This window comes from Anaerotruncus sp., assembly GCF_057433415.1.
Genome location: NZ_DBMDHH010000050.1, coordinates 1 through 18,062 on the forward strand (window position 1 = coordinate 1; position 18,062 = coordinate 18,062).

Below are 18,062 nucleotides of genomic sequence, written 5' to 3' on the forward strand. Positions count from 1 at the left end.
CCCGGAGCGCGCTACGCGCGACGGCCGCTCGCGGGCGCTCCGCCCCGCGGCCCCGGCTTGAGTCCGCTTCGCGGACCCGGCCCTGCGGGCCGGATTCTCTACAAGGATGGCCTGCGGCCAAATCCCTGCGGCCCCAGCGTCGCCTCCGGTTGGCCTGCGGCCAAAGTCGGCGGCGCCCGGTTCACGGATCGATGGGCAAGTTTACCGTAACCCACCGGCCGCCGCGCCGCGGGCGCAATGCCTCTGCCCGAGAGTCTCCGGAACCGTACCGGAAGTGCGCCCGGGGAGGCACGTCCGCTTTTGCGTGGCGCGCAGCGCCCACGGGGAGGCGGAAAACTGCGCGGCTTCGCCGCGCACGCGCGCAGGGCGCACGAACGCCCGGAACGGGCGTTGTTTTCCGCCGCGGGTCCCCGGCGAGCCATCCGGTGTGCGTTGTTGGGAGCGTCCGCAACCTAAATTGAGCCCTCAGCTGGTGTACCTGTGGGGAGCGGCGGTAGTCCGCGGGTTATGGCAAGGTACTCCCGGGGGTTTCTCAAGGGGACTGGCGGAAGTCCCCTTGAGCGCCCTTCTTCCGCCGACTTCTTGGGCGTGCAAGAAGTCGGCCCGCCCGCCGGGGCGGGTCCCGGCAATCCCCGCCGCCGAAGGCGGCTCCCCTAAAGCGCCCCAGAGGGGCGCGTAAAAGGCCCCCCGACCGCAGGGCGGAAAATCTAAAACCGGCGCGCGGCGGAACGCGCTCGTCATTCTTGCTGCTTGGAAAGCGGCAATTCCCGTCTTAGCCCCGCCAGGCGCAGCGCGGCACATCTGAAGCGCCCTGAGCGGCAAACCAAAGAAATCCCCGCCGCGGCGAGCGGCAAAAAAGGAGTCAACCAAATGCTGCTATCACTGGACAACGTCAGCAAGATCTTTGCCGACAGGATCATCTTTATGGGGGTGTCCCTCAAGGTGGAGGAGGGGGACCGGATCGGTCTTGTCGGCGCGAACGGGGCGGGGAAATCGACCCTGCTGAATGTGCTGAATGGAGATATGAGCCCGGACGAGGGGGAGCGCGCGGTCAAAAGCGGGCTGACCCTCGGTTTTCTGCGCCAGAACAGCGGCGTGGACAGCGCGAACACGATCTATGAGGAGATGCGTTCGGTGTTCCGGCCGCTGCTGGACGCGCAGGCGCGCATCAAAGAGCTGGCGGCCGCGATGGAGCGGCACGCCGACCACGGCACGGAGGAATATGCCGGCCTGTCGGCGGAATACGGCAGGCTGCTGGCCTATTTTGAAGCGAACGACGGCTACAATATCGGCGTGAAGATCAAGACGGTGTTAAACGGCATGGGGTTCGCGGACCGGGAGATGGACACCGTCTGCGGGACGCTGTCGGGCGGGGAAAAGACCCGCCTCGCGCTCGCCAAGCTCCTGCTCACCGAGCCGGGGCTGCTCATGCTCGACGAGCCGACCAACCATCTGGATTTCCCGACCCTCCAGTGGCTGGAGGACTATTTGCAGGAATACAAGGGCGCGCTCGTCGTCGTGTCGCACGACCGCTATTTCTTAGATAAAATTTGCTCGAAGATGTGGGAGGTCGCCAACCTGCATGTGACCGCCTACAAGGGCAACTACACCAAATACATGCACACGCGGGAGGCGCTCTACGAGCGGCAGCTTAAGGAATATGAGATGCAGCGGCAGAACGTCGCCAAGCTGACCGATTACATCGCGCGCAACAAGGTGCGCGCGACGACCGCGGCGATGGCCAAGAGCCGCGAAAAGATGCTCGAGCGGATGGAGCCGGTCAAAAAGCCGCCCGCGCCGCTGCTGCCGGTGAAGATGGCCTTCCGGTACGAGCAGGAGCCGGTCAAGGACGTGCTCCACGCCGAGGGGCTGACGCTGCGCGCGGGGGAGGATGGCAAGATCCTCTGCACGGGGGCGGATTTCGATCTGCTCAAGGGGCAGAAGGTGGCGCTCGTGGGCGCGAACGGGGTGGGGAAGTCCACCTTTTTGAAGGCGCTGCTCGGGAAGCTCCGCCCCGAGACGGGGAGCGTGCGCTGGGGCCGCAACACGAAGGTCTCCTACTTCGAGCAGGAGCAGCTCGACCTGCACCCGCAGAAAACGGTGATCGGGGAGCTGTGGGACCGCTTCCCCGCGACCTATGAGCAGGACCTGCGCAACGTGCTGGGCGGGCTGCGGTTCACGGGGGAATCGATCTACAAGCAGGTGGGGATGCTGTCGGGCGGAGAAAAGGCGCGGCTCAAATTCGCCATCATGATGTACGAGGGCGGCAACGTCCTGCTGCTCGACGAACCGACCAACCACCTCGACCTCGCGACCAAGGAGGTGCTCGACCGGGCGCTGATGGAATACGAGGGGACGATTCTGGCCGTCTCGCACGACCGGTACCTGCTATCGCGGATGCCCGACCACATCGTCGAGATGACCCCGCAGGGGTTCGTCTGGTACGAGGGCGGCTATGAGAGCTACCGGGCGAAGCGCCGGGAGGCCCAGCCGGAACGGCCGGTGCGGGAGGAGAAGCCCAAAACGGAAAACGCCTTCCACCGCACCAAAAAGCAGCGCGCCGAACAGGTGGCGCGCAAAAAGCGGCTGTGCGAGGTGGAGCAGGAGATCTCCGATCTCGAGCTCGCGGTCGACACGGCGCAGGAACAGCTTGGGGACCCGGAGGTGTCGAGCGATTACCAGCGGGTGAGCGGGCTTTGCGCGCAGATCGAGGAAAACCGCGCGACGCTCGCCGCGCTGATGGAGGAATGGGCGGAGCTCTCCGAGCTCTGTGCGGAAACGGAGGGGCGCCAATGATCGCGCAGAAGCTGGCCGGGCAGGTGGGGGTCATGTTCCTGCTCATGGCGATCGGCGTCTTCATCCGGAAAAAGGGGATCGTTTCGGTCGAGTCGGCGCGGCAGTTTTCCAACTTCGCCCTCTTCATCATCACCCCCGCGCTGCTCGTCAACGTCTTCCAGCGGGATTTCCACCCCGAAATGGCCGCCTCCATCGCGCTGTCGGCCCTGCTTGTCGCGGTTTTCCACCTCCTGGCCGCGCTGCTCACCAGGCCGCTCTTCCCCCACCGGGGGGACGGCGACGACCGCAGCGCCGTCGCCCGGCTGGGCGCGATCAGCTCCAACTGCGGCTTCATGGGCATCCCGCTCATGACCGCCGCGATGGGGGAGGACAGCATGATCTTCGCCGCCATCTACATCGGCATTTTCAATATCTACATCTGGTCGCACGGCGTCATGCTCCTGCGGCGGGACGGCCGGATCCGTTGGAAGGAGATCCTGCTTTCTCCCGGCGTGCTCGGCGCGTCGCTCGGCGTTTTGCTCTACCTTTTGCAGATCCGCCTGCCCGGGCTCCTGCTCGACACCCTCGGCTTCCTCTCGGGCATGAACACCCCGCTGCCGATGGTCATCACCGGCGTGCTCATCGCCGACCTCGCGGTGGGGGAGACCCTCCGGGACCTGCGCCTCTATTTCACCGCGTTTGTACGGCTGGTCGGCCTGCCGCTCGTCATGCTCGGGCTCATGCTGCTCGCGGGGGTGCCGGACTGGTTCGACGGCGCGCCCACCGTCGTGCTCGCCATGGTCATCTCGGTGAGCTGCCCGGTGGCGATCTCCACCGTCATGATGCCCACCCGCTTCGGCGGGGACGCGCAGTACGGCGCCAAGCTCGTCGCGCTGTCGACGCTGCTTTCGATCCTTACCATCCCGGCCGTCGCCTCGCTCGCGCAGTGGGCGATGTCCCGGGGGCACTTTTAAAAAAGTTCCCCCGGCCCCCCTCAAAACATTTGATTCAGGCCGGCCGCGGCGGCTCGCCGCACGCGCGGCCCGTGAGACAAAGTTTTCGCCCGCCCACGCAAAGTTTTCGCCCGCCCGTTAAAAGTTTTCGCCGCCACTTGCCCTGCGGGCAAATGGTGACCCCATCCGGGCCGTCGCTTCGCGACACCTTTTTCAAAAGGCGGCGGGGTCAAGGGGCGGAGCCCCTTGCCGCGCCCGCAGGCGCGGAAGCTTGATCCCGAGAAGCGCATTTTTCGGGTGAATTGCCGCCGCGGGCGGCAGGAGGGACCTTTTTGCAAGAGAAAAAGGCCCCTTTCAACAGAAGGAAGGAATTTACATGAAAGAAAACAAATACGACGACGATTTATTTTTCCAGAAGTACGGCGAGATGTTCCGCTCGCAGAAGGGGCTCGACGGGGCGGGGGAGTGGCCCGCGCTGCAAAAGCTGCTGCCCGAGTTCGCGGGCAGGCGGGTGCTTGACCTCGGCTGCGGCTACGGCTGGCACTGCATCTGGGCGGCGGAGCACGGCGCGGCCGAGGTGGTCGGCACCGACATCTCGCACAAGATGCTCGAGGTGGCGCGGGAGAAGACCGGTTCCCCCGCCGTGCGCTACGAGTGCGCCGCGATGGAGGACCTCGACTATCCGGAGGGCGCGTTCGACATTGTCCTCAGCTCGCTGGCCTTCCACTATATCGCGGACTGGCCGGCGCTCGTCAAAAAAATCCGCCGCTGGCTTACGCCGGGCGGGGACTTCGTCTTTTCGGTGGAGCACCCGGTCTTCACCGCGCAGGGCACGCAGGACTGGTACTACGGCCCGGACGGGGAGATCCTGCACTTCCCGGTGGACAACTACTACTACGAGGGCAGGCGGGAGGCGGTCTTCCTCGGCGAAAAGGTGACCAAATACCACCGCACCCTGACGACCTATGTGAACACCCTGCTGGAGGAGGGCTTTTCGGTGCGGCGGCTGGTGGAGCCGCAGCCGCCCGAAAACATGCTCGGCCTGCCGGGCATGAAGGACGAAATGCGCCGCCCGATGATGCTGCTCGTCTCCGCGCGGCGGGACTGAGCGGCCGGAAGATTTCCTTTCCGAAGGGGAAAACCGATGCAGTGATTTCCAGTTGTGTGAACACTGTATGTGTGAAACCTCACCGAAGAAAGGGCGATCAAGATGAAAAAATTATTGGCGGCAATCCTCGCGGCCGTGACGATTTTATCCCTCGCGGCCCCGGCGCTCGCCGCGGGCCCCGCGGCCGGCTCGCAGTCGTATGCGATCTACAAGGTCACCGGCAACCCGGTCAACGGGGACGGCAGGCAGTTCAACGCGAACGACACCGTCTCTCCCGGGCAGACGATCTACTACGCGTTGCCCGAGACGATGGCGGCGTGGGTGGACAGCGCGTCCAACTTCCGCCTCTCCACCCGCAAGACCTCGAACGGCAAGCTGATCAAATCGATCAAGCTGGTCGAAAAGAAGCTGACCGGCACGTCGGGCGCTTCGACCGTCTACATCCCCAACCAGCAGGACCCGACCGGCAAGGACTACGCCGCCTACAAGACGAGCGAGCGCCGCGCCTACCTGGCGGTCGAGCTGGCGGACACGGCGGTCCCGGAGGAGGTGAAGGTCCAGTTCACCGCGACCTTCACGGCGAAAAAGCCGGTCGTCCTCTGCTACGGCAAGCGCAAGGTCTCCGAGGGGGAGTTTGAAAAGGTGCAGACGGTCAACGACAACGGCACCACGGTGAACACCCTCAAATACCTGCGGTTCTTCGACGGAAAGCAGAACGACAAGCTCACCCTGACCGGGAACCTCTATGTGGCCAATCCGCAGGAGGAGGGGGACGCGACGGTCGAGGTCGGCTCCAAGGGCGTGACAATCAAGCCGGAGCGCAACAGCGTCAACGAGATCTCCTTTGAAGGGGAGGACACGGTTGCGACCCTTACCTTCCGCGCGAACAACAACCCCCGCAAATTCCTGGCGCGCCTGACCACGAGCTGGCCGACCACCGCGCTTTCGAACAAGTTCCGCAACACCGACGCGGTCATCCGCAAATTCTCCCCCGCGACGATCGACGCGACCAGCCGCGCCACCCTCTCGCTCAACAATCCCTTCGCCTACGACGAGGTGGACCCCGGGGACGTCTACATCTATACGGCGGACAGCAAGGGCAACCTCAAGGACATCACCCGCACCGTCTACTACAATGCGGACGAGGACGCCTTTGAGCTCCAGACCCGGACGCTGACCACCTACATCCTCTCGGACAAACGGGTCAAGACGACAACCAAATAACGCGAGGCGGATCAAGGCCCCCCAAACGGAAACCCGTTTGGGGGGCCTTTTGCGCCGGGGGGCGTGCGGCGCGGGCCGCGCTAGGCGTTCTCCGCCGGGGTCCTGGCGGGGGCGGTGATCACCCGGATGGCGCGGGGGCAGTTGGCGATGCGCACCTGCCGGGCGGTGCCGCCGAACTCGCCGTCGAGGGTCCAGGGGACCTTCTCCTCTGCGCGCACGGTGAGGCGGGTGGTGCGGAAGGCGGTGACGAATTCCGAGTCGTACTCCTGGCGCAGCACGGCGCCGACGAGGGCCTGCGCCTCGAGCGCGGATTTGGGGTTGCGCAGGAAGACCGCCTCGAGCAGGCCGTCGTTCATCGAGATGTTCGCGCCCGCCCGGAGCTTGAAGCCGCCGACCGAGGTGGCGTTGGTGACCATGCCGAAGAGGAATTCGCCCTCGACCGTCTCGCCGTCGTGGGTGACGGACATGCGGTAGGCCTTGACGGCGGGCAGCCGCAAAATGGCCTCGAGGAAATAGGCGGCGCGGCCGAGCAGGTTTTTCGACTGCTGGGGGGTCTGGTAGGAGACGTCGGTAAAGGCGCCGAACGCTGCGATGTAGCTGAAATAGCGGTCGCCGAACGCGCCCACGTCGCAGAGGAAGGGCTCGCCGGAAAGGATCGTCGCGGCGGCCTCGTGCATGTTCTTTGAGATGCCGAGGCTCGAGGCGAAGTCGTTGACCGTGCCGGCGGGGATGTAGCCGACGGGCGGCCGCCCCTCCGGGGGGCAGCGCATCAGGCCGGTGATCGTCTCGTTGAGGGTGCCGTCGCCGCCCGAGCAGACGATCAGCCCGTATTGGCCGGCGCGGCGGGGGAGCAGGTCGGCGATCTCCAGCCGCCGCTGGGTGGTGTGCACCGTGACCTCCCAGCCGCCGCGCACAAACAGGTCGATGAGGTCGAGCGCCTTCCCCTTGATCTCCGCCTTGCCCGCGTGGGGGTTGATGAGAAAGAGCATCCGCCGGTTGTCCATGTGGCCGCCTCCTTTTGCGGGAATCAAATCCACCCCTATTATACCCAAAATACGTGCGCGCTTCAACCGGGCGGGAAAGCGGCCACGCCCGGTTGCCGGGCCTACCAATCCCGCTCCGGATGTGGTAAAATAAAAAGGACTGTGAAGGGCAAAATCGACAAGATTCGACAGCGGAGGGACGGACATGGGTGAGCAGCTGACGTTTGGGGAACTGTGGCGGACGGCGCGCTGGCGCTGGCGGGCGCTGCTGGCCGCCTTTCTCGCCTGCGGGGTGGCCGGGTACGCGCTGTTCGCCCTGCTGCCCGGGCGGTACACCGCCCGGGCGCTCGTCTATGTCTCCTCCTCGCGGGAGGTGGACGCGGGTGAGCTCTCCGCCGCGCAGAAGCTCGCGGACACCTGCGCCCTGCTGCTCTCGGGCGACGAGGCGGTCTCCGGCGCGGCGGCGCGGTGCGGCCTCGCGGGGACTCCCGACGAGCTGCGGCGGGGGGTGTCGGTTACGGCGCTCGGCGGGACCGGCGTGGTGCGGATCGAGGCGTCCGCCCCCTCCGCCGAAGAGGCGGCGGCCTTCGCCAACGCCCTCGCGGAGGGCGCCCCCGGCCTTCTCGCCGAGGTGGTGGGCGGCGGCAGCGCGGTGACCGCCGCGCCCGCGCACCTGCCCTCCCGGCCGGACGGGCCCCCCGCGGCGGCCTGCGCGGGGATCGCGGCCCTCTGCGGTGCGGCGATGACGCTGCTCGTCCTCTGTGCGCGGGGGGAACCCGGCGGTCCGCCGCTCGTCCATGGGCTGGCGGGGGAGGGCGCGGCCCGCCTGCGGGAATACGCGGGCGGGGAGCGCCGCCTCGCGGTGCTGGGGCCGGGGGGACTGCGCGTCGCCTGCGCGCTCGCCGGAGAGGACGCGCGGGTGCTGCTGCTGGCCGGCTCGGAGAGGGACGGCCTGTCGGAGCTGCTCGCCGGGCGGTGCGACCCGCCCGACCTGCTGGCGCGGGGGCCGGTGCCCGGGGTGGACCTGCTGCCGGTGGGGGAGGGGCCCGCCGCCCCGCTGCCGGAGGCGATCTCCGCCCTGCTGCTCTGGGCGGAGACGCGGTACGGGCGGGTGCTTTTCCCGGTCGCAAAGGCGGGGGAGGCCGCGATGCTGTCGGCCGGGCTTGTGGTGACGGCACAGAGCGCCCGGGAGGCCCGCAGGGCGCTGCGCGGGGCAAAAAAGGCGGGCGCGCGGGCGGTCTGCGGGGTGGTCTGGGCGGACGGGCAGAGTGAACAAAAATGATTTCAAAACATTTACGAAAATTATTTTGAAAACATATTGTAAAACTTCCCGCGTTGTGTTATCCTAAAGCCGGAAGGGAACCCACAACAGCCGGCGGTCTTTGGAAAGGGGCTTTGCAATATGGCGAACATGGAGGGCTTCCGCGCGGCGGACATGCGCGAGAGCAACGAGAAACTGGTCAAACGGTTCCTGATGGAATACGGCGAATGCACCAAGATGGACATCGCGGGCGGGCTGGGGCTCAGCCACCCGACGGTCGCCAAGGTGCTGGCGGACATGGCCGCGCGGGGGGAGGCAGAGAGCGCGGGCAAGGAGGATTCCCTCGGTGGGCGCAGCGGGGAAAAGTACCGCCTCAACTACGACCACACCCATGTGCTGGCGATCATCCTGACTCTGGACCGGCTCCAGTACCGGGTGGTCAACCTCGCGCGCAGGACGAAGGAGGAGGGGAGCCTGCCCGTCGTGGGGCAGACCCACATCGCGCGGATGGCGGAGCTGGTCAGCGACGTGCGCGGGCGGTTCCCGAACATCCGGCTGATCGAGCTGGGCATGTCGGGCACCGTGCTCGACGGACGGCTGCTCTACATCTCCCAGGCGGACTTTTACCTCGTGGGGAGCGACGTGGCGGGCGAGCTTGAAAAGCGCTGCCAGCTCCCGGTCGAGGCGGTCAACGACGTGAACGCGATGGCGTTCGGCTTTTTCCGGCGGCATATCGAGGTGTCGCTCAAGAACGACAGCATGGCCTACCTCTTCCAGAACCGCACCGGCCCCGGCTCGGGGATCATCGTGGACGGTAAGATCGTCAACGGCTTCTCGGGCTTCGCGGGCGAGGTCGCCAACGTCTGGCCGCCGCAGGAAAGCCTGACCGACCAGATCAAAAGCCAGGTGGCGGCGATCATCTCGGTCGTCAACCCCCGCTTCCTCGTGATCAGCCACGACCGGCAGATCCCCGTCGACCGCGAGGCGGTCCGGGCGTTCGTGCGGGAGCGGTTCCCGGCCCACTCGGTGCCGCGCTTCCACTTCACGCAGGAGTACCCCACGGGCAGCATGCCCGAGCTGCACTTCACCACCGAGTTCGAGGAAAACTACATGGAGGGCCTCACCGAGCTGGCCATCGACGGCGTTTTCCCCGGCTGACGGCGGACGAAAAACAGGCCGCGTATCGTGCGATACGCGGCCTGTTTTGGATTTTTCGCGGTCAGGGGAGGGATTCGAGCGCCTCCGCCAGCTCGTCGAGCGTGGGGAGCTTCTCCCCGGGCTCCCGGTCGAAGAGGCTTTCCGCGCCGGGGGTTCCGGGGGAGAGGGAGTTGACGTAGCGGACCGTTTCGGGGTCGAGCCCCGCCACGGTGAGCCGGAGGGTGCAGGAGGCGTTGCCCTCGAGCACCAGCGCGCCGAGCCCCGCCTGGAGGGAGAGGGAAACCCCCTCCGCCTCCGTCTCCTTTTTCGTCTCGGCCAGCGTGGTCACGCTCCCGTCGGGGGCCCGGTAGGAGAGCTTGACCGCCCGGCTCGCGCCGGTGATCCGGCAGGAGACGGACACGCCGGCGTCCTCCTTCATGTCGAGGTAGAGGACCGCCGCCTGCCCGTGCACCCTTGAATCGCGTGTGACCACGCCGATCCCCCCGTCGGTCACGGCGGAGGTGACGCTCCCCCCGGTGATTTCCCCGAACGCGGCGGCGGTCTCGTCCTTCCAGGGGACCTCCTGGTTGGGCTGGGGCGTCGAGATCCCCAGGTGGGCGCAGGAGGTCAGGGAGAGCGCGGCAATGAGGGCTGCGGCCAAAAGCAGAGCGGCGCGTTTCATCGGAAAGCCTCCAATCCTGTGGCGCGGGGTGGTTGGGTTCGGTCACACGCGGGGAAGGGTCAACCCTGCGGGAAGAGGGAGGAGAAATCCCCCATGTCGAGGTCGTCCGCGTACTGGTCGGCCTGGGTCTTGGAGGTCAGCGCAATGAGGTAGCCCGCGGGAAGCCGCCCGGCATACCGGCTTTCAAGCGCCTCGAGCGCCGCCTGATCCGCACGGAGGACGCCCGCCCACTTTTTTCCGGCGGCGGTCAACTCGCCGATCGGGCCCATGACGTCCTTGAACGCGCCGAACGGGTTGTCTTCCCCGTAGGTAGTGCCCTCGAGCGCGGCCAGCTCTCTGGCCGGCCTCATCACGTCCTCGACGCAGAGATAGACGTCGCCGATCATCTCGGTCTCCGCCGCCATCAGCTCCTCCAGCTCCGCGCCCGAGAAGCCGAGCGCCGTGAGCGCCTCCCGTGCGTTATCCAGGAGGGCGTCCCGCGCGGCGGCGGCCTCGGCCTTGAACGCGTCCTCGGAGAGCTCCCCCTTCAGGTAGCGGCCGGTCGGGCCGTCGACAAACTCCATCGCGATCCGGTTGGCCTCGGCGACATAGCCGTCGTCCCCCGGCGCGGCGGAAGCCGCGCCCGCTTCAGAGGCGGCTTCCCCTGCGCCGAAGAGGCTCCCGGAAGCCGCTCCGTCCTCCGCGGGTCCGGCGGCCGCGCCAGAATCGCCTGCATTTCCGCCTGCCGCAGAGCCGCCCGCATGGGGCGGGAGGAACATGCAGGAGGTGAGCGTCAGCGCGGCGAAGAGAACCGCCGCCGCGGTTGCAAAAACACGTTTCATCAAGATACCTCCGCTTGTATTATGTGTGTCATTCTATCAATACAATAATACAGCAGAGGGCGGGAAATGTCAACCTTTTCTCCTGCGGAGGGCCTAGAATTTTCCAAGGGGCTGCCGCTCGGGAAGCGGCGGAGCTGCCGGGTCCCGCCCCGGACCCCTTGGGTTCTCCGCCCGGGAGGCGGAGGGCCTGTCGGCAGTCGGCCGACGGCGGTTTTAGATTGTCCGCTCAGGGAGCGGCGGAGTTGCCGGGTCCCGCCCCGGCGGGCGGCCCCATTTCTTGTGCGGACAAGAAATGGGGGAAAGAAGCCGCAGGGGGCTGTGCCCCCTTGACCCCCGCGCCGCCTCCGGTTGGCCTGCGGCCAAAGTCGGCGGCGCCCGTTTCACGGATCAGCGGACAAGCCGACAGCATCCCGCCCGCCGCCGCGCCGCGGGCGCAATGCCTCTGCCTGAGAGCCTCCGGAACCGTACCGGAAGTGCTCCCGGGGAGGCACGGCCTTTGCCGGTAGGTGCGCGGCGCACCGGGGACGGGAAACTGCGGTTCCCGCAAAAGGCGGCCGCCCATTCGGGCGGCCGCCTGGGTATGCGGTCAATCAGGGCACACGGGGGAGGGTCGCTGACCCTCCTGTCCCATGGCCGGGATCCCAAAGGGACGCGCGCTTATCTGTCCCACTTGTCGCAGAGGGAATTGACCTGGTCGGCAAATTTGGCGAGGTCCTTGTTGGCGCCGCCCCTGTTGTGCTCGATGACGGCCATGAGGCGTTTCCCGGCGGCGTAGAGGCGGCCGAACACGCCGGTGTAGACGCTTTCGGGCTTGGCGGCGGGTTTCATGACCTCGCGCTTGACGCCCGGTTCGAGCATGGTGTTGGTCAAAAGGTCGAAGCCCGCGCCGTAGTCGGGCGCGGTGACGGGGACGTTGTAGCGTTTGGCGAGCAGGGCGGCGAAGGAGTCGCACACGTCCGATTCGCCGTGCACCACGAAGATCCGTTCAATGGGGGTTTCAAACGCGTCGAGCCAGCGGAGCAGCCCGGCCTGGTCGGCGTGGCCGCTGACCCCCTCGAGGGAGACGATCTCGGCTTCGACTTCGATCGTCTCGCCGAAGAGCTTGACGGATTTGGCGCCCTCCATGAGCGCGCGCCCGAGGGTGCCGGCCGCCTGGTAGCCGACGAAGACGACGGTCGACTGCGGCCGCCAGAGGTTGTGCTTGAGGTGGTGCTTGATGCGGCCCGCCTCGCACATGCCCGACGCGGAGAGGATGACCTTGGGGGTGTTGTCAAAGTTGATGGCCTTGGATTCGTCGCTCGTGATGGCGAGGTGCAGGCCGAGGAAGGTGATGGGATTGATGCCGTGGCGGATGAGCTCGGTGGCCTCCTCGTCGAAGTCGGCGCGGTTGTCCTGGAAGATGCTCGTCGCCTCGACGGCCAGCGGGCTGTCGACATAGACGGGGAAGTTGTTGTGCCCGTGGACGAGCCCGCGCGCCTTGATGTCGCGCAGGAAATAGAGCATCTCCTGCGTGCGCCCGACGGCGAAGGAGGGGATGACGACGTTGCCGCCCCGGTCGAAGGTGCGCTGGATGATTTGGGCGAGGCTTTCGGCATAGTCGGGCGGGGGATTGTGGAGCCGGTCGCCGTAGGTGGATTCCACGACGACGTAATCCGCCTCCGCGATATAGCTCGGGTCGTTGATGAGGGGCTGGTTGAGGTTGCCCACATCGCCCGAAAAGACGAGCTTTTTGGTGACGTCCTCCTCGGTGACCCACAGCTCGATGCTCGCGGACCCGAGCAGGTGGCCCGCGTCGATGAACCGGATGGCGATCCCGTCGCAGAGCTGTTCGACCTGGTTGTAGACGTATGGCTCGAGCAGGGAGATCGCCGCCTCCGCGTCCCGCATGGTGTACATCGGCTCGATCTCCTCGCGGCCGGCGCGTTTGCCCTTGCGGTTTTTCCACTCGGCCTCAAACTCCTGGATGTGCGCGGAGTCGCGCAGCATGATGCCGCAGAGGTCACAGGTCGCGTCGGTCGCGCAGATCGCGCCCCGGAAGCCCAGCTTTGCCAGCAGGGGAAGGCGGCCGGAGTGGTCGATATGCGCGTGGGTCAGCAGCACATAGTCGATTTCCCCCGGCGCAAAGGGGATCTCCTGATGCTCATATTCATCGGGGCCCTGCTGCATGCCGCAGTCGATGAGGATTTTCTTCCCGCACGCCTGTAAATAGTGGCAGCTGCCGGTGACCTCGTGGTCCGCGCCAAAAAAGGATAGTTGCATAACCCAAACCTCCCGATATCGTTTTTTTCATTCTACTACAATCCGGGCGGCCGCACAAGGAACGAAAAAAGGAACGAATAGAAAATCTATTCGTTCCTCTGATTGCTGGCCGCCTGTTCCTTCCGGACGGCCTCGGTGGCTTTCAGCTGGATGATCTCATAGTGCAGGCGGCGGTTTTCCTCCTCGAGCTTGTGGTAGTAGTGATAATCGACGTTGTGCTTGATGAGCAGCACGACGATCGCCGTCAGGAGGATCGTGACAAGCAGCAGCGCGAAGATGAAAAGATCCCCCAGCTGCAGATAGTACCCCCCGAACAGCTTGTACCGTTCAAGCCCGGCGATGTCGGAGAAGAGCTGGTTCATACCGGTATCCTCCTTTGTCTGTCTCACGCCGCGTCCGGCGGCGGTCCCACGTTCGTGTTTGGCGGGCTGTCCGTCCGGGGCGCGCGGCCTGTCCCATGTTCCCACCCCGGATTTCGTTAAACTCGACTTTAGCGAAATATCGCCCCGGTATCCGGCGGCTGGAAGGCCCGCCCGGGCCGACTTCGCCCCGTCAGCCCGGGGCCGCGCCGCCGGCGGGCATGCTCCCGAGGCGCTTTCCCTGCCAGGAATCCCGGCGCGCGAGCTCCTTGTCGATCTCGTTGAGCACGCAGAGCTTTTTGCGGCTCCAGTCGGGCCCGATGAGCGTTTCGGGGTCGCCGTCGCCGGTGAGCCGCCCGATCACACATTCGGGCGGCAGCCATTCGAGCTGGTCGCAGACGGTCCGCACGTATTCGTCGCGGCTCATCAGCGGGAAAGGCTTCTCCCGGTACTCCCGCGCGAGCGCGGTGCCCTCGAGCAGGTGCAGCAGATGAATCTTGACGAGGTGCGGGCGCAGCCCGCCGACCCGCTTCGCCGTTTCGACCATCATGTCATGCGTTTCGCCGGGCAGCCCGTCGATCAGGTGCACGCCGAACGGTACGCCCCGCGCCCGCAGCTTCCCGGCCCCTTCGAGGAAGTCGGCGTAGCTGTGGCAGCGGTTGATCCGCTCCCCCGTCGCGTCGTGGACGGTTTGGAGCCCGAGCTCGACGGTCAGGTAGGTGCGCCGCGCCAGCTCCCCGAGCAGCCCGCACACCTCGTCGGGCAGGCAGTCGGGCCGGGTGGCGACCGCCAGCCCCACCACCCCGGGACAGGCGAGCGCCTCCTCATAGAGGCGGCGCAGCGTGTCCGCGGGCGCGTAGGTGTTGGTGCGCGCCTGGAAATAGGCGATGTGCCGTGGGGTGTCCCACTTGCCGGCCATGCGCGCGGCGACCTGGGAGAACTGCTCCCGGATGGGCAGGCGCGGGTCGCCGCCGAACTCCCCGCTGCCCGCGGGGGAGCAGTAGACGCACCCTCCCCTGCCCTTTGTCCCGTCGAGGTTGGGGCAGGTGAAGCCCGCGTTCAGCGGCACGCGGGAGACCTTGCCGCCGAACCGGCGGGAGAGAAAACAGGTGTAGGTGTGGTAACGCTTGTTGCTGTCGGAATACGGGAAGGGATTTTTCATTCGATGAAGGAGAATTTCGTCACGTCGAACATCCCCATGTCGGTGATGCGGATGTCCCCGATGACGGGCAGCGCCATGAAGCTCAGCGTAATGAACGGGTCGATTCCCTCCGCGACCCCCTGTTTTTTCGCCAGGGCGATCATCCCGTCGAGCGCGGGGATGAGGGTGTCGGCGGTTTCGTTGCTCATGAGGCCGGCGACGGGCAGCGGCAGCGTGCCGAGGATTCTGCCGTCCGCGGCGATCGTGTAGCCGCCCTGCACCCGTTCGATCTCCCGGACGGCGGCGAGCATGTCGGCCTCGTTGTCCCCCACGACGATGAGGTTGTGGGAGTCGTGCGCGACGGTGGTGGCCACCGCGCCGTGGGTAAGCCCGTAGCCCGCGATGAGGCCCACGCCGACATTTCCGGTGGCGTGGTGCCGCTCGAAGACGGCGATCCTGCGCAGCTTCCCCGCCGCGATGAGGGAATCGACCTCGGAGGCGGGGAGATCGGTGCGGGTGGTCGTGACGTTGCCGGGCATGACGTTGATGACCGGGTAGCTCTCCCGCTTTGGCAGCGCGAGGCAGCCGTCGGAAAGCGGCGCGAGGTGGACCGAATGGGTGATCGGGTCGTCCTCCCCCGCGCTCCCGACGAGCCCGAAGGAGAAGGCGCCCCGGACAAATTCCTTCCCGTCCTTGTAGACCGCCCGCACGTCGATCTCCCGCAGGTCGGTAAAGACGACGAGGTCGGCCCGGTAGCCCGCGGCGACCGCGCCGAGGCCGTGGAGCCGGTGGATGCGCGCGGCGTTGATCGTCGCCATCTGGATCGCCTTCACGGGGTCGAGGCCGCATTCGACCGCGCGCTTCACGTTCCAGCGGATGGTCCCCTCGCGGCGGATGTCCGCGAGGTGCTTGTCGTCGGTGCAGAAGGCCATGTGGGAGGTGTCCACCCCGTCGGCGAGCGCGCCCTCGATGATCGGCGCGAGGTTTTTGCAGGCCGAGCCCTCCCGCACGAGCACCGCCAGCCCGGCGCGCAGCTTCTCGTGCGCCTCGGCCCAGGAGGTGGACTCGTGGTCGGTGCCGGTGCCCGCCGCGATGTACGCCTGCAGGCCGTTGCCGGTGATGCCGGGCGCGTGGCCGTCGACGACGCGGCCGGAGAAGAGCTCGAATTTGGCCATGACGGCGGGGTCGCGGCCCGCGACGCCCGGGTAGTTCATCATTTCGCCCAGCCCGAGGACGCGCGGCTCCTCTGTAAAGGGCTTCATCTTTTCAGCGGTGAACACCTCGCCCGCGTGCTCGAAGGGGGTCGCAGGCACGCAGGAGGGCAGCTGCACATAGTAGTTGACGGGCAGCTTCGCGGAGGTGTCGAGCATGAACCGCACCCCCGCGCCCCCCGCGACGTTCGCGATCTCGTGGGGGTCGGTGACGAGGGTGGTGGTGCCCCAGCCGAGCGCCTCGGTGCAGTAGGCGGGCGGCGACACCATCGACGACTCGACGTGCACGTGCGCGTCGATGAAGCCGGGCGCGACGAATTTCCCGCCGAGGTCGACGACCCTTTCCCCGCTGTCATAGCTGCCGACGCCGGCGATCATCCCGCCGGCGATGGCGATGTCGCCGGGGACGACCTCCCCGGAAAAGACGTTGACGACCCGCGCGTTTTTGAGCACGAGGTCGGGCTCCCGTTCGCCGAGAGCCGCCGCGATGAGGATTTCCCGTTTCATGAAAGCACCTCCAAAGGCTGTTGTTTACCGGATCGCCCGGCACTCCAGATAATAGCGTTTTTCATGCGCGTGCCCCATCGAGAAGGTCTTGCGGGGCAGCGCGCCGTCGAGCAGGACGGTCGGAAAGAGCTGGGACTTCTTTATGACCGGCAGCAGAAAGCCGATCGTGCCGGGGCTTTTGCAGAGGTGCCCGACCACCTGCTCCCCGTGGATGTAGTCGACCTTGCCGCCGAACCGGCCGAGGTACCAGTCGATAAAGTTTTGCAGCGTCCCGGCGGCGAGCTGGGAGGAGGGGTTGGCGACATAGAGCCGCCCTCGACGGGAGCCGCAGACGTATTCAAACGACTGCCCGCCCACCGCGTCCTCGCCGGTGTCGTAGTAGGCTTGGAGCTCGCGGAGCACCTGGTCGGGCTCCACGCCGAAGAGGATGCGGTGGATCGGCTCGAATTCGAGCGCCTCGTCGTGGACGTTCACGAGCTCGACGAGCGCGTAGCGCGCGGGATGGGTTTCACGCTGTTCCGCGGGGAGGGCCTTTTTGAGCCGCTCCCAGCAGGCCTTGGCGGTGGCCAGCGAGTGGTTGCCGTCCCCCACCGCGATGAGCAGCGGCCGCTTGCCGGGGAAGCGCGCGCCGTAGTCGCCGAGCTTTTCCGCGAGCGCGCCGAACGCCCCGTCCACCCGCGCGGCCTCGGGGCCGGACACCCGCCACCCGCAGATGCGTCCGCCCCCCTCCATGAGCTCGAAGTCGTAAAGCCGGGGAAGGCTTCCCGTCCGGGCGCGCAGCGGCTCGATGACGGTGCGGCCGGGGTCGTCGATCAGCACCATGATGTGTGGGCTTTCGAGCGGCGCGTCCTCCCGCACCCGGATGCGGGGGGGCAGGCGGCTTTCCACCGTGCCCTCGGTCGGCCGCACGAGCGACTGGCTGCCCGCGCCGTACTCGTATTCCTCGAGGTCGAGCTTGCCCACCAGCCCCTGCCGCACCTTGCCGGGGGCGAGGGTGCGCTGGAGGTAGACGTAGCTTTCGGGCAGGGTGCGGAAGAGCCCCTCGTCCAGATAGCGGCGCATCGCCGCATTGATGCGCGGGATGCGCGCGCCGGCCTCCTTTTCGTCGAGGTAGACCTCCGGCAGGATCATGTCCAGCGTGGAGGGGGCGTCCCCCACCTCGCGGGCGACCCGCTCCCAGTACTCCGGCTCGGAGGTGTACTGGTCGCACGCCACGACGCTCCACCGCGTCATGTCCGCCTCCCGCGGAATCAGAATGTCCGCCGGGGAAAAGCCTGTTTTGTTCATCTGCATAACCGCCTTGTCGTTTGTTTTTGGGCCCGGCCCGCCGAACCAAATTCCCGGCGCGCCATAGTATGGGTTAGGCGCGGGTTTCCCGCGCGGTACATACGGGTGGTGTTGGGTCCATGCTATTTGTCTTTGTCACGGCGCTCGCCCTGAGCGCCGACGGGTTCGCCGCGGGCGCCTCCTTCGGCCTGCGCGGGGTCAAAATCGGCGCGGCCGCCAAAACCGCGATCGCGCTGCTCTCGACCGGCTTCGCCTTCGCCGCCGTCACGGCGGGCGGCGCGCTCGGGGCGTTCCTCCCCCCGAGCGCCGGGCGCTGGATCGGCGCGGGCATCCTGATCCTGCTCGGCGTGCTGC

14 protein-coding genes and 1 pseudogene are annotated in these 18,062 nt (G+C 66.8%); 7 read left to right on the forward strand and 8 right to left on the reverse strand.

Annotated features, from left to right (window positions below; all coding sequences use genetic code 11):
• The first annotated feature begins 870 nt into the window (after nt 1–870).
• The 4 genes from ACZO3G_RS11870 to ACZO3G_RS11885 all read left to right on the forward strand — a co-directional run bounded on the left by ACZO3G_RS11870 (nt 871) and on the right by ACZO3G_RS11885 (nt 6,060).
• Complete coding sequence (locus ACZO3G_RS11870) at nt 871–2,796, forward strand: ABC-F family ATP-binding cassette domain-containing protein (RefSeq protein ID WP_276874183.1); 1,926 nt, start codon at nt 871–873, stop codon at nt 2,794–2,796.
• Nucleotides 2,793–3,749 (forward strand): AEC family transporter, encoded by a 957-nt coding sequence (locus ACZO3G_RS11875; RefSeq protein ID WP_276874180.1) that lies wholly within the window; start codon nt 2,793–2,795, stop codon nt 3,747–3,749. The genes ACZO3G_RS11870 and ACZO3G_RS11875 overlap by 4 nt, the downstream gene beginning before the upstream one ends.
• A gap of 355 nt (nt 3,750–4,104) precedes the next feature.
• A complete protein-coding gene (locus ACZO3G_RS11880; RefSeq protein WP_101548075.1) occupies nt 4,105–4,836 on the forward strand; it encodes a class I SAM-dependent methyltransferase in 732 nt (243 codons plus the stop codon).
• Between the two features lie 102 nt (nt 4,837–4,938).
• Nucleotides 4,939–6,060: a hypothetical protein gene (locus tag ACZO3G_RS11885; RefSeq protein WP_276874175.1), complete on the forward strand. Its 1,122-nt coding sequence runs from the start codon at nt 4,939–4,941 to the stop codon at nt 6,058–6,060.
• Nucleotides 6,061–6,140: 80 nt separating this feature from the next.
• Here the strand turns inward: ACZO3G_RS11885 and ACZO3G_RS11890 are convergent, their stop codons facing one another.
• Entirely contained in the window at nt 6,141–7,064 is a 924-nt protein-coding gene (locus tag ACZO3G_RS11890; RefSeq protein ID WP_276874172.1) for a diacylglycerol/lipid kinase family protein, read from the reverse strand.
• A gap of 184 nt (nt 7,065–7,248) precedes the next feature.
• Here ACZO3G_RS11890 and ACZO3G_RS11895 point away from each other — a divergent pair, with 184 nt between their 5' ends.
• Together ACZO3G_RS11895 and ACZO3G_RS11900 are read left to right on the forward strand one after the other, a co-directional pair.
• On the forward strand, nt 7,249–8,325 hold the full coding sequence (locus ACZO3G_RS11895) for a hypothetical protein (RefSeq protein ID WP_288234678.1): 1,077 nt from the start codon (nt 7,249–7,251) through the stop codon (nt 8,323–8,325).
• Nucleotides 8,326–8,445: 120 nt separating this feature from the next.
• On the forward strand, nt 8,446–9,462 hold the full coding sequence (locus ACZO3G_RS11900) for an ROK family protein (protein WP_276874797.1): 1,017 nt from the start codon (nt 8,446–8,448) through the stop codon (nt 9,460–9,462).
• Between the two features lie 61 nt (nt 9,463–9,523).
• Here ACZO3G_RS11900 and ACZO3G_RS11905 read toward each other — a convergent pair whose 3' ends face one another.
• From ACZO3G_RS11905 to ACZO3G_RS11935, 7 genes are all read right to left on the reverse strand, one after another.
• Complete coding sequence (locus ACZO3G_RS11905; protein WP_276874794.1) at nt 9,524–10,123, reverse strand: hypothetical protein; 600 nt, start codon at nt 10,121–10,123, stop codon at nt 9,524–9,526.
• Nucleotides 10,124–10,182: 59 nt separating this feature from the next.
• The gene (locus ACZO3G_RS11910) at nt 10,183–10,944 is read right to left on the reverse strand and encodes a hypothetical protein (RefSeq protein WP_276874791.1); all 762 of its coding nucleotides are present in this window, start codon (nt 10,942–10,944) and stop codon (nt 10,183–10,185) included.
• Nucleotides 10,945–11,601: 657 nt separating this feature from the next.
• Nucleotides 11,602–13,203 carry an MBL fold metallo-hydrolase RNA specificity domain-containing protein gene (locus ACZO3G_RS11915; protein ID WP_276873154.1) on the reverse strand — a complete coding sequence of 534 codons (1,602 nt, stop codon included), beginning with the start codon at nt 13,201–13,203 and terminating at the stop codon, nt 11,602–11,604.
• A gap of 86 nt (nt 13,204–13,289) precedes the next feature.
• Nucleotides 13,290–13,565: a hypothetical protein gene (locus ACZO3G_RS11920; protein ID WP_276873155.1), complete on the reverse strand. Its 276-nt coding sequence runs from the start codon at nt 13,563–13,565 to the stop codon at nt 13,290–13,292.
• A 190-nt stretch (nt 13,566–13,755) separates the two neighbouring features.
• Nucleotides 13,756–14,724, reverse strand: coding sequence for a tRNA modification radical SAM protein MnmL/YtqA (gene mnmL, locus ACZO3G_RS11925; RefSeq protein WP_276873156.1), 969 nt, complete (start codon nt 14,722–14,724; stop codon nt 13,756–13,758).
• Entirely contained in the window at nt 14,721–16,421 is a 1,701-nt protein-coding gene (gene ade / locus ACZO3G_RS11930) for an adenine deaminase (protein WP_276873158.1), read from the reverse strand. Before ade ends, mnmL begins: the two co-directional genes overlap by 4 nt.
• Before the next feature lie 24 nt (nt 16,422–16,445).
• On the reverse strand, nt 16,446–17,708 hold the full coding sequence (locus ACZO3G_RS11935; protein ID WP_276873160.1) for a DUF1015 domain-containing protein: 1,263 nt from the start codon (nt 17,706–17,708) through the stop codon (nt 16,446–16,448).
• Nucleotides 17,709–17,827: 119 nt separating this feature from the next.
• Between ACZO3G_RS11935 and ACZO3G_RS11940 the strand changes: the two are divergent.
• Nucleotides 17,828–18,062: pseudogene (locus ACZO3G_RS11940) on the forward strand (hypothetical protein); the annotation flags it as partial.